Origin of the sequence: Desulfovibrio sp. ZJ200 (assembly GCF_011039095.1) — a bacterium.
GTDB lineage: Bacteria > Desulfobacterota > Desulfovibrionia > Desulfovibrionales > Desulfovibrionaceae > Desulfovibrio.
In genome coordinates this window covers 13,837-34,321 of record NZ_JAAKEH010000023.1, presented here as the reverse complement: position 1 = coordinate 34,321, position 20,485 = coordinate 13,837, and the positions used below count along the sequence as shown (strand labels likewise).

Annotated in this window: 19 protein-coding genes and 1 pseudogene; 15 read left to right on the top strand and 5 right to left on the bottom strand. The window is 61.7% G+C overall.

The features are described 5' to 3' along the window. The first annotated feature begins 260 nt into the window (after positions 1–260). The 7 genes and pseudogenes from G7Y52_RS08085 to radA all read left to right on the top strand — a co-directional run bounded on the left by G7Y52_RS08085 (position 261) and on the right by radA (position 6,608). Complete coding sequence (locus tag G7Y52_RS08085) at positions 261–2,657, top strand: homocysteine S-methyltransferase family protein (RefSeq protein ID WP_165069810.1); 2,397 nt, start codon at positions 261–263, stop codon at positions 2,655–2,657. A 135-nt stretch (positions 2,658–2,792) separates the two neighbouring features. After that, a complete protein-coding gene (locus G7Y52_RS08080; RefSeq protein ID WP_165069807.1) occupies positions 2,793–3,254 on the top strand; it encodes a TlpA disulfide reductase family protein in 462 nt (153 codons plus the stop codon). Next, positions 3,254–3,739 (top strand): N-acetyltransferase, encoded by a 486-nt coding sequence (locus G7Y52_RS08075; RefSeq protein ID WP_165069803.1) that lies wholly within the window; start codon positions 3,254–3,256, stop codon positions 3,737–3,739. The genes G7Y52_RS08080 and G7Y52_RS08075 overlap by 1 nt, the downstream gene beginning before the upstream one ends. 52 nt (positions 3,740–3,791) lie before the next feature. Further along, on the top strand, positions 3,792–4,334 hold the full coding sequence (gene hpt / locus G7Y52_RS08070; RefSeq protein ID WP_165069800.1) for a hypoxanthine phosphoribosyltransferase: 543 nt from the start codon (positions 3,792–3,794) through the stop codon (positions 4,332–4,334). A 42-nt stretch (positions 4,335–4,376) separates the two neighbouring features. Further along, a pseudogene (locus G7Y52_RS15480) lies at positions 4,377–4,469 on the top strand (zinc-ribbon domain-containing protein); the annotation flags it as partial. A 63-nt stretch (positions 4,470–4,532) separates the two neighbouring features. Further along, on the top strand, positions 4,533–5,081 hold the full coding sequence (locus G7Y52_RS08065) for a DUF3426 domain-containing protein (RefSeq protein ID WP_241159665.1): 549 nt from the start codon (positions 4,533–4,535) through the stop codon (positions 5,079–5,081). A 177-nt stretch (positions 5,082–5,258) separates the two neighbouring features. Continuing rightward, positions 5,259–6,608 (top strand): DNA repair protein RadA, encoded by a 1,350-nt coding sequence (gene radA / locus G7Y52_RS08060; protein ID WP_165069793.1) that lies wholly within the window; start codon positions 5,259–5,261, stop codon positions 6,606–6,608. Here the strand turns inward: radA and G7Y52_RS08055 are convergent. Then, positions 6,520–6,858: a hypothetical protein gene (locus G7Y52_RS08055; RefSeq protein WP_165069681.1), complete on the bottom strand. Its 339-nt coding sequence runs from the start codon at positions 6,856–6,858 to the stop codon at positions 6,520–6,522. The genes radA and G7Y52_RS08055 overlap by 89 nt on opposite strands. Here G7Y52_RS08055 and G7Y52_RS08050 point away from each other — a divergent pair. Genes G7Y52_RS08050 through aat form a run of 4 tightly spaced genes read left to right on the top strand, consistent with a single transcriptional unit; the run spans position 6,763 to position 10,870 of the window. Continuing rightward, the gene (locus tag G7Y52_RS08050) at positions 6,763–7,404 is read left to right on the top strand and encodes a class IV adenylate cyclase (RefSeq protein WP_165069790.1); all 642 of its coding nucleotides are present in this window, start codon (positions 6,763–6,765) and stop codon (positions 7,402–7,404) included. The two genes, G7Y52_RS08055 and G7Y52_RS08050, sit on opposite strands and share 96 nt — an antisense overlap. Before the next feature lie 35 nt (positions 7,405–7,439). Continuing rightward, positions 7,440–7,760, top strand: a complete 321-nt coding sequence (locus G7Y52_RS08045; protein WP_165069787.1) for an ATP-dependent Clp protease adaptor ClpS — start codon at positions 7,440–7,442, stop codon at positions 7,758–7,760. Between the two features lie 9 nt (positions 7,761–7,769). Then, a complete protein-coding gene (gene clpA, locus G7Y52_RS08040) occupies positions 7,770–10,088 on the top strand; it encodes an ATP-dependent Clp protease ATP-binding subunit ClpA (RefSeq protein WP_165069783.1) in 2,319 nt (772 codons plus the stop codon). 14 nt (positions 10,089–10,102) lie between these two features. Continuing rightward, positions 10,103–10,870, top strand: coding sequence for a leucyl/phenylalanyl-tRNA--protein transferase (gene aat, locus G7Y52_RS08035; protein ID WP_165069780.1), 768 nt, complete (start codon positions 10,103–10,105; stop codon positions 10,868–10,870). On the opposite strand, the gene G7Y52_RS08030 is transcribed toward aat, so the two are convergent. After that, positions 10,831–11,325: a hypothetical protein gene (locus G7Y52_RS08030; RefSeq protein WP_165069777.1), complete on the bottom strand. Its 495-nt coding sequence runs from the start codon at positions 11,323–11,325 to the stop codon at positions 10,831–10,833. The genes aat and G7Y52_RS08030 overlap by 40 nt on opposite strands. Positions 11,326–11,385: 60 nt before the next feature. Between G7Y52_RS08030 and uvrB the strand changes: the two genes are divergently transcribed. The 3 genes from uvrB to dapB are packed head-to-tail and all read left to right on the top strand — an operon-like array spanning position 11,386 to position 16,422. After that, on the top strand, positions 11,386–13,428 hold the full coding sequence (uvrB, locus tag G7Y52_RS08025) for an excinuclease ABC subunit UvrB (RefSeq protein WP_165069773.1): 2,043 nt from the start codon (positions 11,386–11,388) through the stop codon (positions 13,426–13,428). Between the two features lie 44 nt (positions 13,429–13,472). Then, positions 13,473–15,638: an NAD-dependent DNA ligase LigA gene (ligA, locus tag G7Y52_RS08020; protein WP_165069769.1), complete on the top strand. Its 2,166-nt coding sequence runs from the start codon at positions 13,473–13,475 to the stop codon at positions 15,636–15,638. A 4-nt stretch (positions 15,639–15,642) separates the two neighbouring features. Next, positions 15,643–16,422: a 4-hydroxy-tetrahydrodipicolinate reductase gene (dapB, locus tag G7Y52_RS08015; protein ID WP_165069765.1), complete on the top strand. Its 780-nt coding sequence runs from the start codon at positions 15,643–15,645 to the stop codon at positions 16,420–16,422. A 23-nt stretch (positions 16,423–16,445) separates the two neighbouring features. Here the strand turns inward: dapB and G7Y52_RS08010 are convergent, their stop codons facing one another. After that, complete coding sequence (locus tag G7Y52_RS08010) at positions 16,446–16,739, bottom strand: pseudouridine synthase (RefSeq protein ID WP_165069761.1); 294 nt, start codon at positions 16,737–16,739, stop codon at positions 16,446–16,448. Between the two features lie 924 nt (positions 16,740–17,663). On the opposite strand from G7Y52_RS08010, the gene G7Y52_RS08005 reads away from it, so the two are divergent. Beyond that, the gene (locus tag G7Y52_RS08005) at positions 17,664–18,353 is read left to right on the top strand and encodes a helix-turn-helix transcriptional regulator (RefSeq protein ID WP_165069758.1); all 690 of its coding nucleotides are present in this window, start codon (positions 17,664–17,666) and stop codon (positions 18,351–18,353) included. A 218-nt stretch (positions 18,354–18,571) separates the two neighbouring features. Here the strand turns inward: G7Y52_RS08005 and G7Y52_RS08000 are convergent, their stop codons facing one another. Then, positions 18,572–18,895 (bottom strand): hypothetical protein, encoded by a 324-nt coding sequence (locus G7Y52_RS08000; RefSeq protein WP_165069752.1) that lies wholly within the window; start codon positions 18,893–18,895, stop codon positions 18,572–18,574. Between the two features lie 4 nt (positions 18,896–18,899). Beyond that, positions 18,900–20,267 (bottom strand): sodium:alanine symporter family protein, encoded by a 1,368-nt coding sequence (locus tag G7Y52_RS07995; protein ID WP_165069748.1) that lies wholly within the window; start codon positions 20,265–20,267, stop codon positions 18,900–18,902. Between the last annotated feature and the right edge of the window lie 218 nt (positions 20,268–20,485).

The window sequence follows — 20,485 nt, the reverse complement described above, 5'->3', positions numbered from 1 at the left end:
CGGAACGTGCGGCAATATGTCATGCTATAGTTTTGGTTTGTCCTTTTCAATATTTTTCAGTAGTAAAAATCCAGCCGCGGCCAGGCTGCCGGTTTCCGGGGCGTATCCGCGCCCAAAGGGCTGTGACCCGGCGGCTGTTGTCCCCGTATCCCCACTATACAGGTATCGGACCCAAGAGCAAAGGGCGCGGGCAGGGCGTGAGGCGACGCGGTCCGCGCCGATGGGCCACCCAACAACATACAGCGAAGGAGACGGCTCGGATGACCTTCAGACAGGCACTCGGCCTTGAGCGGCCGCTTCTTCTGGACGGAGCAATGGGCACCATGCTGCAAGCCTCCGGGCTGCCGGTGGGCATGAGCCCGGAACAATACTGCATGGAATGCCCGGACGTGCTGCGGGGCATCCATAAAGCCTATGTGGATGCCGGGGCGGATATCCTCACTTCCTGCACTTTTGGCGGCAATGCCTTCAAGCTGCCGAAAAATATGGATGTCCACGCATTCAACAGGCGCATGGCCCAAGTGGCCCGCGCGGCTGCCGAGGATGCCGGGCGCCCGGTCTTTGTGGCCGGCAACGTGGGGCCCAGCGGCCAGTTTGCCAAGCCGTTGGGGTCGGTTGAGCCGCGAGACCTGATAGCCGCTTTTGCCGCCCAGATCCGCGGCCTGGCGGCCGGGGGCGCGGATCTGATCTTCATTGAAACCCAGTTTGATCTGGCCGAGGCCCGCGCCGCGGTGGCGGCCGCCCGCCAGGAGTGCGACCTGCCGATCATGGTCTCCATGACCTTTGAACAGGGCGTGAGCCTGACAGGCTCCTCGCCGGCTGTTTTTGCCGAAACCATGCAAAATCTCGGCGTGGACGTGGTGGGCACCAATTGCAGCCTCGGGCCGGAGCAAATGTTGCCGGTCGTTGAGGGATTGCTTGACGTCTGCGCCTGCCCGGTCATGGCCGAACCCAATGCGGGGCTGCCGGAATTGCGCGGCAGCGCCACGGTTTTTCCCCTGGGGCCCGAGGAATTTGCGCAGAAAACAGCGGCCTTTGCCGCCCTGGGCGCGCGCATTCTGGGCGGTTGCTGCGGCACGACGCCGCAGCATCTGGCGGCGCTCTGCCGGGTGTTGCGCGGCTCGGCTTTCACGGCCGCAAAACCCGTTCAACGTGAGGGCATCTGCCTGACCAGCCGCGCGGAGCTGGTGCGCATCGGCCCTGAAGAGCCCCTGGTGATCATCGGGGAGCGCATTAATCCCACCGGCAAAAAAACGCTGACCCGCGAATTGCAGGAGGGCCGTTTCGACGAGGCTCTGCAACTGGCTGACCGGCAGGTGGAGGCCGGCGCTGCGGTGCTGGACGTGAATGTGGGCGCTTCGCTGGTGGATGAGGCCCGGTTGCTGCCCGAGCTGGTGCAGCGCCTGGCGGCGCGGCTGACGACGCCGCTCTCCCTGGATTCTTCCAATGCCGAGGCCATTGCGCGGGCGCTGCCGTATTGTCCGGGCTCGTTTCTGGTCAATTCCGTGAGCGGCGAGGCGGAGCGCATGGCGCAACTCGGCCCGCTCTGCCGGGATTTCGGCGCGCCCTTTATTCTGCTGCCGCTGCAGGGCGCCAGGCTGCCGGTAAAGGCCGCGGAGCGCATCCGCATTGTGGAAAACCTGCTGCTCCAGGCCGAAAACCTGGGCATTCCGCGGCGTCTGATGATGGTTGACATTCTGGCTCTGGCGGTCTCCTCCAAGGCGGAAGGCGGCCGGCAATGCCTGGAAATGGCCCGCTGGTGCCGGAGCCAGGGCTTGCCCACCACCCTGGGGCTGTCCAATATTTCTTTTGGACTGCCTGCCCGCGAACTGCTCAACGCCACGTTTTTGGCCGCGGCCGTGGGCGCGGGCCTGACCTCCTGCATAGCCAATCCCGCTGCCGTGCGCTTGCGCGAGGCCAGGGATGCGCTCAATGTGCTCTGCGATCATGATCCGCACGCGGAATCCTTTATCGCCTCGTATGCGGAATGGAAGCCCGCGGGCGGCAGCGTCGGCGTACAGGGCGGCAAGGCCGGGGCCGCCGCCACGCTCGGCGAAGCCGTGCTCACAGGGGACAAGGAAAATGTGCTGGGCCTGTTGCAGGCGGAGCTGGACGCCGGGGCCGATCCCTTCGGCCTGGTGCAGGACACGCTGATCCCGGCCATTACCGAGGTAGGCGCGCGCTATGAGCGGCGCGAATACTTTCTGCCCCAGTTGATCCGCGCCGCCGAGACCATGCAGACGGCTTTCGCCGCGCTCAAGCCGCTCCTGGAGGCCGGACGGGGGCCGGAAAAGCGCCCGGTGGTGGTCATGGCAACGGTTGAAGGCGATATTCACGACATCGGCAAAAATATTGTGGCCCTTTTGCTCGGCAATCACGGCTTTGACGTGGTTGACGCGGGCAAAGACGTGCCTGCCCAAGCCATTGTGGCTTGCGCCCTGAAGCATAACGCGCGTATCATTGGCCTGTCGGCGCTGATGACCACAACCATGATCCGCATGGAAGACACTATCCGGATTATCAGGGAGCAAAAGCTGCCCATTAAGGTCATGGTCGGCGGCGCGGCCGTGACCCAGGCTTTTGCGGATGTCATAGGCGCGGATGCCTATTGCGCGGATGCCGTGGGCGCGGTGCGCGCCGCGAAAAATTTCTTGTAAACGGCGTGGGGCTGCGCGCCGGGGGCTCTCCACTGCTGTCGGGAACGGCTCCGCGGCGGGCCTGCTGTTTGTTGTCGCGATAACAATGTTTATTTCAGACCTGCCCTTTCCCTTAACTTTTCTTCGGATCGCGCCATGAAAAAAATACTTTTGCCCTTGCTGGTGTGCCTGCTTCTGCCCTGCGCCGCCCTGGCCGAGTCTTTGCCTCGTCTGAATCTGGCCGGGCTGACCGAGCTTTTGGCCAGCAACAGGGGCAAGGTGGTGCTGCTCAATTTCTTTGCCACCTGGTGCCCTCCCTGCCGCGTGGAAATTCCGGAGCTGATCAGGACCAGCAAGGAATACGCCAACAAGGGCGTGCTGATCATCAGCCTGGCAGTGGATGAAGATGCAGGGCCCGTGGCGCCTTTTGTCAAAAAAATGGGTATGGAGTATCCCGTATATCTGGCCGATCGCGATATAGCGCTGGCCTACCGGGTAAGCAGCATTCCGCACAACGCTTTTTACAGCAAAGACGGCCAGTTGGTTCTTTCCGAGCCGGGCATGGCTGACGAAAGCATGTTGAAGATGGTCATCGACAAACTCTTGAGCCAGAAATAATGACCGTGGAGTATGTGATCCGCAAGGCGCATCTGGACGACGTCAAAGCCATGCACGGCCTTTTGCTGCACTGTGCGCAAAAGGGATTGCTGCTGCCGCGCGCCTTGATTTATCTTTACGGCCATATCCGCAACTTTTTTGTGGCCGAGATGGCGGGCGGCGAGCTGGCGGGCTGCTGCGCCCTTGCGCCGGTCTGGGAAGACCTGGGCGAAATCTGCTCCCTTGTGGTGCGCGATGATATGCGCCGCCGGGGGATTGGCCGCAGTCTCGTTCAGGCCTGTCTCGGCGAGTGCCGGGAGCTGCATCTGCAAAAAATTTTTGCCCTGACCTATCAGGAAGGCTTTTTTACCCGTTCAGGTTTTGAGGTGGTCGATAAAAGTATTCTGCCGCAAAAAATCTGGGCCGACTGCGTGCATTGTCCCAAATATCCGGACTGCGACGAAACCGCCGTTTTCCTGCATCTGGGAGAGGCCCGCACAGCATGAGCGCGGCGTGTGGCCCATCCGATCCGCTGCATCTTGAAAAGCCGAGGGGAACATGTCTGACGCCATCACGGTCAAGGAACTCAAGCCGGTATTCAGCGCGGAGCAGATTGCAAGCCGCGTGCGCGCGCTGGCCAGGGAAATCAACGGGCTTTACGGCCGGGAACCCCTGGTCGCGGTCTGCGTGCTGAAAGGCGGTTTTCTTTTCTTCAGCGACCTGGTACGGTTTTTGTATAATGATAATCTGGAGTTGGATTTCATCCGGCTCTCCAGTTACGGCAAAAACGCATCCGGTTCGGGACATGTGATTTTCAGCAAGGATGTGGAAGTTGACATCCGCGACAAGCATGTCCTTATTGTGGAAGATGTGGTGGACAGCGGGCACAGCATGCGTTTTCTTCTGGATCAGTTTGCCGCCCGCAAGCCGCGCAGCCTGCGGCTGGCCGCTCTGGTGGACAAGCATGAGCGTCGAGAGGCCGAGGTAAAAGTGGATTTCGCGGGGTTCAAGCTGAGCAGGGGCTTTATCGTGGGGTACGGCATGGACTATGCTGAGCGCTATCGCGGCTTGCCCGGGATCTGCGAAATTATACCGGAATAGCCATTCCGGCCTGAGGCCGGTTGTTGTTTGTGGAGTTGCGGCATGGAAGTAAAATGTCCTCAGTGTTCAAGCAGGTTCAACCTGCCCGACGGTCTTGCAAAAGCGGGCGCCAAACTGCGTTGCTCTGTCTGCAGGACTGTCTTTCCTTTTCAGCCGGAACCCCATGTATCCGGCGACGAACTCCCGGGAAGCGACGAAATGCCGCCCGCCCGGAAAAAACAGCGTTCCGGCCGTCCCAGACTCTGGCTCGCGGCTCTGTTGCTGCTCTGCATCGGCGGCGGCGCGTACTGGTATTTTGCCGCCAGGGAAGCGGCCAGCCCGCTTACCGAGCAGGAGCTTGCCAAGAAGGTGGAATTGCTCACCATGCGCAACGTGCGCCAGTATTATGTGGACAATGAGAAGGTGGGCAAGGTCTTTGTGATTGAAGGGCAGGTGGTCAACGAGTTCCCGCAGCCCAAGGAGCTGATTGCCGTGGAGGCCGCCATCTATGACAAGGACAAAAAGCCTCTGGCCGTCAAAAAGCAATTGGCCGGCACCCAGCTTTCGCTTTTTCAGTTGCAGGTGCTGAGTGAGAAGGAGATGGAATCCTTCCTGAACAACAAGGTGGAAATTCTTTCCAACAATACCAATGTGCCGCATGGCGGCGAAGTGCCCTTTATGGTGCTCTTTTATGCGCCGCCCGAGGGTGTGGCTGAATTCGGCGTGAAAATTGCGGATGTGCAAGACATACCGTCTCCAAAAGAATAGTTTTACTCCTGCCTTGAAAAGCGCGCCCCCAGAGCGGCAGCATGCTCTCACCGGGGGCGTTTTGGGCTGCCTGGTTGGGCTTCCCCCGGCGGCCGGCCTCCAGGGCAAAAGGCCGCTCGCGGCAGACCGCGTGAGCCGAAGCTTGCTTCCGCCCTTTTTTTTCCGTAGTTTTCAGTCATGTCAAAGGCGCGTGAAGTGTTTATCTGCTCGGCCTGCGGGGCCCAGACCCCCCAGTGGCGCGGCCAGTGCCCCAATTGCCGCGAATGGAACACGCTTCAGGCCGTGAGCCAGGCCCGGCAACCTGCCGGGCGGCAGCGCGCCGGGGCTGTTGCCGGGGCGGCGGCCGATCGCCCTGTGCCGTTGCGTGACGTGGCCGATGCCGGGCATACGCCTTACGGCAGCGGGCTCAAGGCCCTGGACAGGGTGCTGGGCAAAGGCCTGATGCCGGGCGCGGCCATTTTGCTGGGCGGCGAGCCGGGCATTGGCAAATCCACTTTGCTTTTGCAGGTGGCCGGTCTGGTGGCAGCCCAGGGGCGGCCCGTGCTCTATGCCAGCGGCGAGGAATCCCTGCCGCAGATCAAGGCCCGTGCCGAGCGGCTTGACATGCTCGATCCCAATTTGCTGGCAATGGCCACCTCACGGGTGGAAGACGTGCTGGACGCCCTGAACGCCGCGCCGCCCGCCCTGGTGGTGGTGGATTCGGTGCAGACCCTGACCAGCCTTGAGGCCGAAGGCCTGCCCGGCAACGTCAGCCAGGTGCGCGCCGTGGCCACGGCCCTGCTGGAGGCCTGCCGCCGGCTGGGCTGCACCCTGATTCTGGTGGGGCATGTGACCAAGGACGGCGTGCTGGCCGGGCCGCGCCTGCTGGAGCACATGGTGGACACGGTGATTTCCCTGGAAGGGGATCGCCGCCAGATGTTCCGGCTTTTGCGCGTCTTCAAGAACCGTTTCGGCCCCAATGAAGAATTGCTGGTCTTTCGCATGGCCGAGAGCGGCATGCAGATTGTGGACGATCCCTCCACCTTTTTTCTGGGTACGCGCGACGCCTCGCTTTCCGGCACGGCCGTGGTCATGGCCGTGGACGGGCAGCGGCCCCTGGCCGTGGAAGTGCAGGCCCTGGTGGCGCGCACCTTTTTGAGCATCCCGCGCCGCGCGGCCCTGGGCTTTGACGCCAATCGTCTGCATCTGCTGCTGGCCGTGCTCGAAAAACGGCTCAAGCTCAATTTCGGGCAGGTCGATATTTATGCCAAGGTCGGGGGCGGCATGCGCCTGCAGGAGCCGGGCCTGGATCTGGCGCTGGTTGCCGCCGTGCTTTCCTCCTACTATGACGTGCCCCTGCCGGAAAAATGCGTGTTCTGGGGCGAGGTGGATCTCAACGGCCAGGTCCGGCATGTGGCCGCGCATGATTTGCGCCTTGCCCAGGCCCGGCGGCTGGGCTTTACGCCCATTGTCCACCCCGGCGCGGATCAGGGCGGCATTGCCGCCATTGCGGCCCTCCAGCAACGCCTGTTTCACAGAGGCTCATAGAGCAGATTACCTTTGACTTTTTATGAAAGTCAAAGGTGGCATCCAGGCGAAAAACGCGGTTTTCGCCTGAATGTACGCCGCGTTGCGGCGGCTGCCGCTTTCGCGTCAGCAGAGCATTTTCAAAGAGAAAATGCTCTAGTATTCGGAGCTGGTCATGCCATTGGAAGTGGAGCGAAAATATCTCAATGTGGATTTTGAACTTCTGCGCCGCAGCCTTCAGGAACAGGGAGCGGAAAGTGCCGGAGCGCATTTTGAAAGCAATCTGATTTTCGACACTGCGGCGGGGCAGTTGCGTGCAAATCGTCGGCTTCTGCGCCTGCGCACCCGGGAATGGCCGGGCAGGACCCGCCATCTGCTCACGCTCAAGCTGCCTGTGCCGCACAGCGAGCATTTCAAGGTGCGTGAGGAGCATGAACTGGAAATCGCGGACAAGACCGCCATGCAGGGCCTGCTGGAAGGCATGGGCTACGGCGTGGCCGCGCGCTACGAAAAAATCCGCGAGCCCTGGCGACTGGAAGACGTGGAAGTGGAACTGGATATCCTGCCTTTTGCAAAGGTAGTGGAAATGGAAGGCCCGGCCGAGCGCATCGCCAGCGTCCAGCAGCGACTGGGCCTTGACAATGCGCAAATAAGCATCAAAACTTATCATCAGTTGCATCAGGACTGGCGCCTCCGACACAGCCTGCCGCCGGCCCTTTCCTTTGTCTTTGGCAAGGAGCAGAATCAGCTCTGGCGGCAAAGGCTGGGCCTGACATACAATGCAGCCCCGCAGCCGGGAGAGGAGCCTTTGCCCTGATCAAGACGCGGGTCATCAGTGAGGAGAAGCATCCCATGCCTTTGCATACTTCGGGCGAGTCCGACGGAGAAAGCCGGATCATCGTCGAAAAAAAGCTCAAAGAGCCGGATCGCTATCTTGTATTGCTGCATAACGACGACTACACCAGCATGGATTTTGTGGTCGACGTTCTCTGCGGGATTTTTCATAAATCCCCACAGGAAGCCACAGCCATCACTCTGGCCGTGCATCAGCGCGGCGTGGGCGAGTGCGGCGTCTTTACCCATGAAGTGGCCGAAGCCAAGGTCAGCCGGGTCCACCGGCAGGCCCGGGCTGCCGGCTTTCCCCTTAAATGCACTATGGAAAAGATCCATTGAGAAAAAGATATGCTGAGTAAAAATGTACAGGGAGTCCTCAGGGATGCGCTCATGGAAGTGCAGCGGCGCAGGCACGATCTGCTCACGGTGGAGCATGTGCTGTACGCGCTGACCAACAGCATGAAAGGGCGGATTATCCTGGAAGGCAGCGGGGCCAGTGTGGCCGTGCTGCGTGAACAGTTGGAAGACTTTTTCCGCACCGAGCTGGAGCCTCTGGAGCGCGCGGCCAATCCTGAAGTCACCCAGACCGAAGGCGTGCAGCGCGTGCTGGAACGGGCGCTCAACCATATTCGCTCGGCGGGCCGGGACTCCGTGGAACTCGGAGACCTGCTGATTTCGATCATGGACGAGGACGAAAGCTACGCGGTTTTTTATCTGCACAAGCAGGGCGTGGAACGCCTGGATGTGCTGACCTTTGTCTCGCACGGCCTGGAAGAGGGCAGTGGTTCCCGCGGCGTGGAAAGGGAAAACAGTGATGAACGCGCGGCCAAAGGCGACCCTTTGAGGCAGTATGCCGTTGATCTCACGGAGCGCGCCCGGGAGGGAAAAATCGATCCTCTGGTGGGACGTGAGCAGGAACTGGATCGCGCCATTGAGGTGCTCTGCCGTCGCCGCAAGAACAACCCGCTTTTTGTGGGCGATCCGGGCGTGGGCAAAACGGCTCTGGCCGAGGGTCTGGCGCTGCGCATAGCCCAGGGCCGGGTGCCCGAACTCTTTGCCAAAACCCGGCTCTTTGCCCTGGATATGGGGCTGGTGCTTGCAGGCACCCGCTACAGGGGCGATTTTGAAGGACGGCTCAAGGCCATTGTACAGGCCCTGAAAGCCTTGCCGGACGCCATTTTGTTCATTGACGAGATCCATACCATCGTGGGCGCCGGCTCCACCTCCGGCGGTTCCATGGATGCCTCCAATCTGCTCAAGCCCGTGCTGGCAAGCGGCGAGTTGCGGTGCATCGGCTCCACCACCTATGAAGAATTCCGCAATAACCTCGAAAAAGATCGCGCTCTGGCCCGCCGCTTTCAGCGCATTGATCTGCGCGAGCCGAGCATAGACGAATGTGTGGCCATCCTGCAGGGGCTGGAAGAACGCTATGCCGATCACCACAGGGTACGCTACAGCCAGCCGGCGCTGAAAGCCATGGTGGAACTTTCGGCCCGCCATGTGCGGGATCGCCTTTTGCCGGACAAAGCCATTGACGTCATGGATGAAGCCGGGGCGGCCGTGCGTCTCAGGCACAATGACGGCAAGCGCGCCCCGACTGCCGGCAAAAACGCGCGCCCGGCCGTGAGCATGGCGGATGTGGAGCGGGTGGTGGCCCGCATGGCGGGCATTCCGCTGCGCACTGTTTCCGGGCGGGAGCGGGCCAGGCTGGCCGGTCTGGAAAAGGAATTGAAAAACATGGTCTTTGGCCAGGATCAGGCCATTGAGCTGACCGTGCGGGCCATTCTGCGCGCCAGGGCAGGGCTCGGGCAGGAACAGCGCCCGGCCGGGGCCTTTTTATTCTACGGCCCCACAGGCGTTGGCAAAACAGAGGTGGCGCGCAGCCTGGCGCAGAGCCTGGGGGTGGAATTTCTGCGCTATGACATGAGCGAGTACATGGAAAAGCACGCGGTTTCCCGGCTGATCGGCGCGCCTCCGGGTTATGTGGGCTTTGATCAGGGCGGTCTGCTCACCGAGGCCGTGCGCAAGGCTCCCTATTCCGTGGTCTTGCTCGACGAGGTGGAAAAAGCCCACCCGGACATCTTCAACGTGCTGCTGCAAGTCATGGATTACGCGACCCTGACGGACAACACCGGGCGCAAAACCGACTTTTCGCATGTCATCCTGATCATGACCTCCAATGCCGGGGCCTTTGAAATGTCCCGTCAGGCCATGGGCTTTGCCGACGCCGCGCCTCAGGACGCGGCCCGCAAGGGCCTCAGGGCCGTGGAAAACCTTTTCACCCCCGAGTTTCGCAATCGTCTGGACGCGCTGGTGCCCTTCCAAAGCCTGTCGCGGGAAATGATGCTGCGCATTGTGGACAAGTTCACGGCGCAAATCCGAAAAAACCTTGCGCAACGCAACGTCAGACTGAGCGTGAGCGACAAGGCCCGGCAATGGCTGGCCGACAAGGGCTTTGATCCGGCCATGGGCGCGCGGCCTCTGCGCCGCCTGCTGCGCAACGAGCTGGAGGATCGCCTGGCCCATGAGCTCTTGTTCGGCTCATTGAAAAAAGGCGGCGCGGCGCGCCTGACGCTCAAGGGCGACGCCCTGGCCCTTGAGCCGGCGGGGCCCGTGCTTTCCCCGCGCGCCCCGGCCAAAGCCGCGCCGGAACTTGCGCGGGTGTGAACGGCAGAGCCGGGATGCGCCGGACATTCACAAGTCTGGCCGCGCAATTTCCGCCGCCACAGGCGGCGCGTGCCGACGGGCTGCTCTGCATGGGCGGGGATTTGCGGCCCGAGCGCCTTTTGGCTGCCTACAGCCGGGGCATTTTCCCCTGGTATGAGCAGGGCCTGCCCATCCTCTGGTGGTCGCCGGACCCGCGTTGCGTGTTGCCGCTGGACGGTTTCAGGCTGCCGCGGCGCAGCGCCCGGGCGTTGCGCCGGCATCCCTTTGAGCTCACGCTGGACGCTGCTTTCAATGAGGTGATACGGGCTTGCGCCGCACCCCGCAGCGCAGGGCCCGGCACATGGCTCAGCCCGGAAATGATCGCGGCTTACGAAAAACTGCATGTCCTGGGCTTTGCCCATTCCGTGGAGGCCTGGCAAGACGGGCGTCTGGCAGGCGGTCTGTACGGCGTGGCGCTGGGGCGGGCCTTTTTCGGCGAGTCCATGTTTCACCTGCGGGCCGAGGCCTCGCGCGCGGCCCTGGCCGGCCTGGTGGCGCTTTTGCGTCTGCGCGGCGCTCTGTTGCTGGATTGCCAGCAGGAAACGCCGCACATCATGCGCATGGGCGGTCTGTTGTTGCCGCGCGCGGTCTTTCTCGCGCAGCTCGCGCACGCTCTGGAGCCTGCGCGCGCGTTTGAGGGCAGGGCTGCGCACGGGTCGGACGCCGCGGCTTTTCCGTGGAGGCCCTGGGAAACGGCTTACGTCTACTCCGTGAGCAAGGGCTCGTGGACGGCCAGATCGTAAAAGCCCCGTGCCGTGAACCCAAGCGGATAATCGGGCGCCGCGTCAAAGCGGATGAATCCCGTGCTCTTGCCTTCGGGTATGTCTCCCAGAGGCGCCACGCCCAGAGGCACGGGCAGATCCAGGGGGCAGACCGTGATCTTTTCAATGTGCCCGGCGTAGCGTTGCTCAAGATAGTCCAGCAAGGCCCGGCTTTCTTCAGCGGTAAAGGCTTCCAGCACGCAACGCAGCGCGGCTTCCCGCGTCGCGCCCTGCAAGGCCTCCGGCGGCACGGAGGGGTCGGGCGCGCCTACCGGAGCCAGGCTTTCAAGCGCGGCCAGCTCCTCTTCCGTTGCCCCGTGGCGGAAAATATGCACGTCCACATGGCGGCGGCCTTTAAAGGCCCGCAGGGTAGCGACCATGATGTAAATTCTTTGCAGAGGGGCATCCGGCGGCGCGGCAAGAAAGTTTTTTTCCATGTTTTTTCCTGTTGACGACAGTTGACGGATTTACCGCTTTATAACCGAAAAGCAGAACCTATGGAAGACCTCGAAAGCTCTCCTTTTCTTCTCCAGACCGGCTACACGCCCACGGGCGATCAGCCCGCCGCCATTGCCGCCCTGACCGAGAACCTCCGGGCGGGGGTGCCCGCCCAGGTGCTGCTCGGCGTGACCGGATCGGGAAAAACCTTCAGCATGGCCAACGTGATCGCCCGCTGCAATCGGCCGGCCCTGGTGCTCGCGCCCAATAAAACCCTGGCAGCGCAGCTCTACAACGAATTTCGCGAGTTGTTCCCGCGCAATGCCGTTGAGTACTTTGTGAGCTATTATGATTACTACCAGCCAGAGGCCTATGTGCCGGCCTCGGACACATATATTGAAAAAGATTCCGCCATCAACGACAATATCGACAAATTGCGCCATGCGGCCACGCACGCTCTGTTGACGCGGCGCGACGTGATCATCGTGGCTTCGGTATCCTGCATTTACGGTCTCGGCTCGCCGGAATTCTACGCCAAAATGGTGATTCCCGTGGAGGTGGGGCAGCGCCTGCCCCTGGACGAGCTGATCGGCCGCCTGGTGGAGGTGCACTATGAGCGCAATGACTATGACTTTCATCGCGGCACGTTCCGGGTACGCGGCGACGCTCTGGAAATCATTCCGGCCTACCGCCATGAGCGCGCCCTGCGCGTGGACTTTTTCGGGGACGACATTGACGCCATCCGCGACGTGGACCCGCTCACCGGCGAAGTGCTGGCCGAGATGAGCAAAACCGTGCTGTATCCGGCCAGCCACTTCGTCTCGGCACAGGACAATCTGAAGCGCGCGGCCTCGGACATCCGCAGCGAGCTGGCCCAACGGCTCACATACTTTAAAGAGCACGGCAAGCTTGTGGAGGCCCAGCGCCTGGAGCAACGCACCCAGCTTGACCTGGAGATGATTGAGGAACTGGGCTACTGCAACGGCATTGAGAATTACACGCGCCATCTGGACGGCCGCAAGCCGGGCCAGCCGCCCTCCTGCCTGCTCAACTATTTTCCGCGTGATTTTATTTTGTTTGTGGATGAGTCGCACATCACCGTGCCGCAGATAGGCGGCATGTACAAAGGAGATCGCTCGCGCAAGCTGACCCTCGTGGAGTACGGCTTCCGCCTGCCCTCGGCCCTGGACAACCGCCCTTTGCAGTTCAACGAGTTTACGGCCCTGCTCAATCAGGTGGTCTATGTTTCGGCCACGCCCGGCCGCTATGAGCTGGATCAGGCCCAGGGCGTCGTGGCCGAGCAGATCATCCGGCCCACGGGTCTGGTGGATCCGGAAGTGGAAGTGCGCCCCACAAAAGGCCAGATGGAAGATCTTCTGGGCGAATGCCGGGCCCGGATCACGCGCGGCGAGCGCGTGCTCGTGACCACCCTGACCAAGCGCATGGCCGAGGATTTGACCGAATATTGCTGCAACATGGGCGTCAAGGCCCGCTATCTGCATTCGGATATTGACACGCTGGAACGCCTGCAGATCATCCGCGCCCTGCGCCTGGGCGAATTTGACGTGCTGGTTGGCATCAACCTCTTGCGGGAAGGTCTGGATATTCCTGAAGTCTCCCTTGTCTGCATCCTGGATGCGGACAAGGAGGGCTTTTTGCGCTCCACGGGCTCGCTGATCCAGACCTTTGGCAGGGCGGCGCGCAATGTTCAGGGCAAGGTGATTCTGTATGCGGACACGATCACGGCTTCCATGAAGGCGGCCATGGACGAGACTGCCCGCCGCAGGGCCAAACAGTCGGCCTTTAATCAAGAGCATGGCATCACGCCCCGCAGCACGCGGAAAAGCCTTGAATCTCCGCTGGATACGCTGTATGTGGAGAATGAGGCCGGTCATGGCCGCGGCAAAGGCCGCGGCAAGGGTAAAACAAAAGCCGACGGCGAGGAGGCCATGCCCCTGACGGCCGAGGCTGCCGCTGCCCTGGTGCTCAAACTGGAAAAGGAAATGCGCCAGGCCGCGCGCGATCTGGAGTTTGAGCAAGCCGCGGAGCTGCGCGATCGCATCCGCAGCCTGCGCGCCCGGCTCATGGCCCTGCCCGAATAAGAAATTCTGGCCAAGGTTTTTCCTACCCTCTCTAAAGGCTCTTCATGTCCCAGCACCGCAAACCCGCAGACACTGCGGATCAACATTCGCTTCTCTCCCCGCAGCCCACTGCCGGGGAGCGGAGCCGCGCGCACTGGCTGGCCGCCGAGCTTGAGCGCCACAATTACCTGTATCACAGTTTGGACGCCCCGGAAATCAGCGACGATCACTACGACGCCCTGTTCCGCGAACTGGCGGATCTGGAGGAACGCTGGCCCCGGTTGCGCAGCCCGCATTCCCCGACCTTGCGCGTGGGCGGCAGGCTGCTGGACGGCCTGGCCAAAAAAAGGCACAGCCGCCGGATGTACGGCCTGGACAATGTTTTTTCCGGCGAGGAGTGGCGCGATTTTGTGGAGCGCATGCAGCGCGCCTGGGATGAGGAGGCCAATGGCCCGCTGCCGCGCGCCTTTTGGTGCGATCCCAAGCTGGACGGTCTGGCCCTGGAAATCATCTACGAAAACGGCGTGCTGAAGGAGGCTTTGACCCGGGGCGACGGCGAGACGGGCGAAGTGGTCACCGAGGCCGTGCGCACCATCCGCACCGTGCCCCTGCGCCTGCTGGGGGATGGGCCGTTTCCCGCCTTGCTCGAAGTGCGCGGCGAAGTGGTTCTGTTCAAAGAGGATTTTCTTGCGCTCAATGCCAGGCAGGAGGCCCTGGGGCAGAAGACCTTTGCCAACCCGCGCAACGCGGCGGCCGGAACCCTGCGCCAATTGGATCTTTCAGTGACCGAATCCCGGCCCCTGCGTTTTCTGGCCTACAGCCTGGGCCAGGCGCATTGGCCTCCGGCCCAGCCGTGCGGTTTCCAGCATGTTTTGCTGGAACGCCTGCGGGCCTATGGTTTTCTGACTCCGCCGCAGGGCAAGTTGTGCCGTGATCCCGCGGAAGTGGAAAACTATGTGCAATGGGTGCGCGGGCAGCGTCAGGATTTTCCCATGGAAATCGACGGGGCTGTAGCCAAGCAGGATAATCTGGAAGCCCAGGAGGCTTTGGGGTTCACGGCCCGCGCGCCGCGATTCGCCGTGGCCTTCAAGTTTCCGGCCATGCAGGCCCAAACCCTGCTCACGGGCATTGACATCCAGGTGGGCCGCACCGGCGTGCTCACGCCTGTGGCTGTTCTGCAGCCCGTGGCCGTGGGCGGGGTGATGGTTTCGCGGGCCACCCTGCATAATGAGGATGAAATCCGGGCCCGCGACGTGCGCGTGGGCGACACGGTCATTGTGCAACGCGCCGGGGATGTGATCCCCGAAGTGGTGGGGCCGGTGCTTGCCCGGCGGCCGCCCGGGGCCGTGGAATTTGTTTTCCCGCATGTCTGCCCGGCCTGCGGCGAGCCTGCGCGCCGCGAGCCCGGCGAGGCTGCCTGGCGTTGCGGCAACCTTTCCTGCCCGGCGGTGCGTCTGCGCGCCATCAGCCATTTTGTCTCCAAGGCGGGGCTGGATATTCAGGGCGTGGGCCAGAAATGGATTACGCAACTGGTGGGCTCGGGCCGCGTGCAATCCCCGGCGGATCTGTTTACGCTCAACATTGCGGATCTGCTGGGCTTTGAGCGCATGGGCGAAGTATTGGCGCAAAAATTCGTGGACGCTCTGGATCAGGCCCGGCATACCGCCCCCCTGGGGCGTCTGATCAGCGCCCTGGGCATCCGCCATGTGGGCGAGCAGACTGCGCGCCTGCTGGCAGGCCGGTTTCACGATCTTGACGCGCTGGGCCAGGCTGATGTTGCAACCTTGCAGGCCCTGCCGGATGTGGGGCCGGAGGTGGCGGCTTCCATCCGCAACTTTTTTGAAAGCCCGGCCAACCGGGCCTTGCTGGCCCGCTTTCGCGAACTGGGGCTTTGGCCTGTCTCCCGCGAAATCGTGTCCTCGCCCGAGGAAGTATCCGTCCGTTCTTCTGCCATTGGCGGCGCGGAAGTCGCGCGCGGGCCGCTGGCGGGCAAAAACGTGCTTTTTACCGGTTCCCTTTCCATGCCGCGCGCTCAGGCCCAGCGGCTGGCCGAGGCTGCCGGGGCAATCCCGGCGGGCAGCGTCAACAAAAAACTGGATTATCTGGTGGCGGGGGACAAGCCGGGCAGCAAACTGACCAGGGCGCAGGCTCTGGGCATTACGGTTCTGGACGAGGCTGCCTTCGCCGAACTGCTGGCCGCTTCGGGAATAACATTGGACACAAGCGAGTAAGACAATGAGCACAGCCATCATCGTGGTGGGGGCCGCCGGACGCATGGGCAGGACCATCAGCTCTCTGGCGGCCGCAGATCCGGCTTACAGGCTGGCCGGTCTGGTGGACGACAAGGAACATCTGGCCAGCCTGGCCGGGGCGGATTGTCCTGTTGCCGCCACGCTGGAGGAAATTCTTCCGCAGGCTCCGGGCGCGGTGATCATCGACTTTACAGCTCCTGCCGTGAGCCTGGCGTCGGCCCGCAGCGCGGCCCGCGCCGGTCATGCCCTGGTCATCGGCACAACCGGTTTCACTGAAGCCCAGATGGGAGAATTGCGCGCTTTAGCTGCCAAATCACCTCTTTTCTGGTCTTCCAACATGAGCATCGGCGTCAATGTGCTCCTGAAAATTCTGCCGGAGCTGACGCGCGCCCTGGGCGAGAGTTATGATATTGAAATGGTTGAGCTGCACCATAACCGCAAAAAGGATGCGCCCAGCGGCACGGCTCTGACCCTGGGCGAATCTCTGGCCAGGGCGCGAGGCTGGGAGCTTGGGCATGTGCGCTGCTCCGGCCGGGATGGAATTATCGGCGAACGCCCCAGGGCGCAGATCGGCATCCAGGCTGTGCGCGGCGGGGACGTGGTGGGCGTGCATACCGTCTACTTCATGGGACCGGGCGAGCGCATTGAGGTCAGCCATCAGGCCCACTCGCGCGAAACCTTTGCCCGGGGCGCTCTGCGGGCCGCCGCCTGGTTGGCGACGCGCAAACCGGGCAGGCTTTACGGCATGCAGGACATGTTTTAGAGCATTTTCAAAGAGAAAATGCTCTAATCCAGGAGCCCAAGCAGTCTGGCCACGCGCTGCTCATTGAGGCCGGAATGGACTTCCATCAGTTCCCGGCTCTGCTGCACGGCTTCTTCTTCCACCTGGGCCAAAGTCTGTTGCACTTCCTCGTTGTTCAGGGTATGCGGCGTACCCGGGGCGCGCTCTTCCAAGGCGGGCGCGGCCGAGGAAGCGACCTGCGCGGCCTGTGTGACGGGCAACATGGCATTGACCCGTTCCTGAAAGGTGGGGAACAGAGGCCCCAGATCATTATTGCGAAAGCGGAATTCCAGTTCCATGCCGGTTACTCCTTGTCATGAGCGCGTCGGGCGGCAAGCCGGATGCGAAAAAACGCAGGCGGGAGAAAATTTGACCGCCTGCGCTTGCCAAGCAAGAATTATGCCGGGAAGGAATCAAAAAAACAGCGCGTGTGCCGCAGGAACGCGACCGGGAAAAGCGGCCGGACTGCCCCCCTTTCCAGGCGAGAGGTGGCCCGGCTGCGGCCCATGCCGTTTTGAGGCGGGGGGGGAGCCAATACCGGAATGGTCTAGAGCAGATTACCTTTGACTTTTTATGAAAGTCAAAGGTGGCATTCAGGCGAAAAACGCGTTTTTCGCCTGAATGTACGCCGCGTTGCGGCGGCTGCCGCTTTCGCGTCAGCAGAGCATTTTCAAAGTGAAAATGCTCTAGAGTTTACACGCCGATGGAGCCCGGGCCGAATCTTCCTGCCTGGGCTGAAATCTCATGCCGTGACCGCGAAAATCTCAGGTGCCACAGCGAAAAGAAAGCGCCTCAACGGATGGCGAACGAAAAAGTCCGCGTTTCCCGACAAAGTCTCTGCAACCACTGCCGCGAGCAGAGGGCCGGGCTGGGGGCAGATTGCCGCGCCCTGGCTGCGGTTATAGGTTTTTTATTGATCAAAAACCTTGCCAACAGCGTTGAACGCTGGTAATTTTCATAAAAAATTTATATCATCCACTCCGCACGAAGAGCATGCAAGCTCAGGGCTGACGCATCTTATGCGGCAGCTCTGGCGGCGATGCGACAGCATCGCCCGAAGCCGCAGGCCTCGTGGGAGCGGAGTGCGGCTCCGCCGCCGAAGCGGCTCTTACCAGCATTTATGATAACATAGCAAATTATTGAACTTAATATTTAGATGCGTCTGCCCTGCATGCAAGCGTAAACGCTTTTTCTCTCCGTCTTCAGGGCCAGCGAGGTTCGCCATGCCTGATGCCACGACCTTTTCTCAGACTCTTGCCCGCCTCATGCGGGCCCTTAAAGCCGGGAGCGACGCCGAGCTGGCCCGCGCCCTGGGCATTACGCCCCAATCCGTGAGCGGCGCGCGCAAACGCGGCGAAGTGCCGCCGGCCTGGATACAGACCTGCGCGGCTCAGACCGGGGTCAATGCGCACTGGCTTTTTTTCGGCAGCGGCCCCATGCGGCTGCCCGAAGCCGCTGACGGGGAACTGCCCAGCGTGCAGGAGGACTGCGAAACCGACCTGATTACCGTGCCGCTGGCCGAGGCCCGGCTCTCCGCCGGCACCGGCAGCATGGAAGTCAGCGCCCACAGCGAGGGCGGCTATGCCTTTCGCGGCGATTATCTGCGCCGCAAGGGCAACCCCCGGCGCATGGTGCTGATGCGCGTTTCGGGCGACAGCATGATGCCGGAAATATTCGACAACGATTTGGTGCTTCTGGATCGCGGCCAAACGGAAATCAGCCCGGGCCGCCTCTATGCCGTGGGTTTTGAGGACGCCATTTACATCAAGCGCATTGACAAGCTGCCCGGGAAAATCATCCTGCACAGCGTCAATCCGGCTTATCCGCCGGTAAGCCTTGATTTGCGGGGCGACAGCGCGGATCAGTTCCGGGTGATCGGCCGCGTGCTCTGGTCCGGGCGCGACTATCGCTGAACCGGAGGCCGTGCCGCGTGCGTCCTGTTGCGGTCTCGGCCAGAGCCTGCTCATGCATATCAGAAAAAAGGCTTGTTTTTCGGGACCCGGACTCGTCATTCTGCCGGGGAAAAGATTTTCGTTGAACTCTTTAGAGCATTTTCAAAGAGAAAATGCTCTAACGCTCTGACAGGGCGAAGCCATGCCCGCCCGCATCCGCCGTTGGCGGCCATGCCGCCTTACGAATGAGGACGGTCGGGTGATGCTCCGCTCCTAGAGCAGATTACCTTTGACTTTTTATGAAAGTCAAAGGTGGCATTCAGGCGAAAAACGCGGTTTTCGCCTGAATGTACGCCGCGTTGCGGCGGCTGCCGCTTTCGCGTCAGCAGAGCATTTTCAAAGAGAAAATGCTCTAGCGCAAAAAGCGCGGCGTGACAAAGCCGGCAGGCAAAAGAACCACTGGAAAGACAGTCCCCGGGCGGCCAGACGCGTCCCCAGGCCGGGCGGCGCTCCTGCGGCCCGGCCTGGGGGGAATGCAGTTTCAGGGTGTGCGGCCCGCGCAACAGCTTATAAAGAATCCTTTTCGCCGCATTCCTCATACTCGTTCAAAGCCTTGGACACGAGCTTGCCCAGCCCGACCAGCGCAATCAGGTTGGGCAGAACCATGAGCCCGTTGAACATGTCGGCCAGTTCCCAGACCAGGGTGACCTGCAGGAACGAGCCCAGCACCAGAAAGCACATCACCAGCAGCCGGAAGGGATTTACGGCCTTGACGCCGAACAGGTACTTGATGTTCTGCTCTGCGAAAAAGTACCAGCCGATAATTGTGGAAAAAGCGAAAAAGAACAGGCAGATCGCCACAAAAGCAAAGCCGTAGCCCGTGGCGCCCAGACCGGTTTCAAAGGCCTTCTGGGTCAGGGCAATGCCCGTGGTCGTGCCGTCAATGGAACCGGTGACGAAAATGACGAAAGCCGTCATGTTCAGCACCACAAAGGTATCCACAAAGACGCCCATGATGGCCACAAAGCCTTGCTGCGCCGGGTACTTGACCTTGGCCACGGCATGCGCGTGCGGGGTGGAGCCCATGCCTGCCTCGTTGGAAAACAGGCCGCGGGCCACGCCGTAGCGCATGGCCTCCTTGACGCCCGCGCCGATCAGGCCGCCGGTGGCCGCCGAAGGATCGAACGCGCCCACAAAAATCATTTTAAAGGCCGGGATCAGCATGTCCAGATGGGTCAAAAGCACCCACAGGCCGCCCAGAATATAGAGCAGGGCCATGACAGGCACTATTTTTTCCGTGGTGGCCGCAATGCGGCGCATGCCGCCGAAAAAGACAAAGCCCGCCAGCAGGGCAATCGCCACGCCCACAATCCAGGTGGGAATGCTGAAGGCCGAACGGAAAGCATCGGCAATGGAATTGGCCTGCACCATATTGCCGATGAAGCCCAACGCCACAATGATCGCCACGGAAAAGAACCCGGCCAGCCACTTGCTGCCCAGGCCCTTGGCAATATAGTAGGCCGGGCCGCCGGTGACGTGCCCCTCGGAATCTCTGGTCTTGTAGAGCTGGGCCAGCACGGCCTCGGCAAAGATGGTGCCCATGCCGAAAAAGGCCGCGATCCACATCCAGAAGATGGCGCCCGGGCCGCCCATGGCAATGGCCGTGGCCGCGCCCGCCAGATTGCCTGTCCCCACCTGGGCCGCAATGGCCGTGGCCAGGGACTGGAAGGAGCTCATGCCGTCCTTGCCGGCCTTTTTGCCGAAGAGCGTCAGATCCCCGAAGGTATATCGGACCACTTTGCGGAATTTGCGGATCTGCACGAACCTAAGGCGGAAGGTATAATAAATACCTGTGCCCACGAGCAGAGGGATCAGGCAGTAGACGCCCCACAACACGCTGTTGACGCTCTGAACCATTTTTGTCAGTTCTTCCATAGCTTCTCTCCCTCCAGCTCATTGCAAAATCGTGAGAAAGGCCCGCCCTGCGGCCTCAACGCCCGGAACACGGCGACGCCGCGTTAGCCCATGCGTGGCCGCCTGCCCTTGGGAGCTGTTCCCAGAATATTTCAACTTTGAAATGTTCTGGCAGGCGGGATAAAAACAGAAGGGGGGAGCCGGAGCCCCCCCCTTTACGATTGCGGAGCGCCGGACAG

Bases quoted from the DNA above. Each gene is read 5' to 3' on its own strand.
- G7Y52_RS08005 (WP_165069758.1), top strand. From the start codon at position 17,664: ATGCCTGATGCCACGACCTTTTCTCAGACTCTTGCCCGCCTCATGCGG.
- G7Y52_RS08065 (WP_241159665.1), top strand. From the start codon at position 4,533: ATGCCGCCCGCCCGGAAAAAACAGCGTTCCGGCCGTCCCAGACTCTGG.
- G7Y52_RS08045 (WP_165069787.1), top strand. From the start codon at position 7,440: ATGCCTTTGCATACTTCGGGCGAGTCCGACGGAGAAAGCCGGATCATC.
- radA (WP_165069793.1), top strand. From the start codon at position 5,259: ATGTCAAAGGCGCGTGAAGTGTTTATCTGCTCGGCCTGCGGGGCCCAG.
- G7Y52_RS08030 (WP_165069777.1), bottom strand. From the start codon at position 11,325: ATGGAAAAAAACTTTCTTGCCGCGCCGCCGGATGCCCCTCTGCAAAGA.
- G7Y52_RS08050 (WP_165069790.1), top strand. From the start codon at position 6,763: ATGCCATTGGAAGTGGAGCGAAAATATCTCAATGTGGATTTTGAACTT.
- clpA (WP_165069783.1), top strand. From the start codon at position 7,770: ATGCTGAGTAAAAATGTACAGGGAGTCCTCAGGGATGCGCTCATGGAA.
- aat (WP_165069780.1), top strand. From the start codon at position 10,103: ATGCGCCGGACATTCACAAGTCTGGCCGCGCAATTTCCGCCGCCACAG.
- G7Y52_RS08055 (WP_165069681.1), bottom strand. From the start codon at position 6,858: ATGCGCTCCGGCACTTTCCGCTCCCTGTTCCTGAAGGCTGCGGCGCAG.
- G7Y52_RS08085 (WP_165069810.1), top strand. From the start codon at position 261: ATGACCTTCAGACAGGCACTCGGCCTTGAGCGGCCGCTTCTTCTGGAC.
- dapB (WP_165069765.1), top strand. From the start codon at position 15,643: ATGAGCACAGCCATCATCGTGGTGGGGGCCGCCGGACGCATGGGCAGG.
- G7Y52_RS08080 (WP_165069807.1), top strand. From the start codon at position 2,793: ATGAAAAAAATACTTTTGCCCTTGCTGGTGTGCCTGCTTCTGCCCTGC.
- G7Y52_RS08010 (WP_165069761.1), bottom strand. From the start codon at position 16,739: ATGGAACTGGAATTCCGCTTTCGCAATAATGATCTGGGGCCTCTGTTC.
- uvrB (WP_165069773.1), top strand. From the start codon at position 11,386: ATGGAAGACCTCGAAAGCTCTCCTTTTCTTCTCCAGACCGGCTACACG.
- ligA (WP_165069769.1), top strand. From the start codon at position 13,473: ATGTCCCAGCACCGCAAACCCGCAGACACTGCGGATCAACATTCGCTT.
- G7Y52_RS08075 (WP_165069803.1), top strand. From the start codon at position 3,254: ATGACCGTGGAGTATGTGATCCGCAAGGCGCATCTGGACGACGTCAAA.
- hpt (WP_165069800.1), top strand. From the start codon at position 3,792: ATGTCTGACGCCATCACGGTCAAGGAACTCAAGCCGGTATTCAGCGCG.
- G7Y52_RS07995 (WP_165069748.1), bottom strand. From the start codon at position 20,267: ATGGAAGAACTGACAAAAATGGTTCAGAGCGTCAACAGCGTGTTGTGG.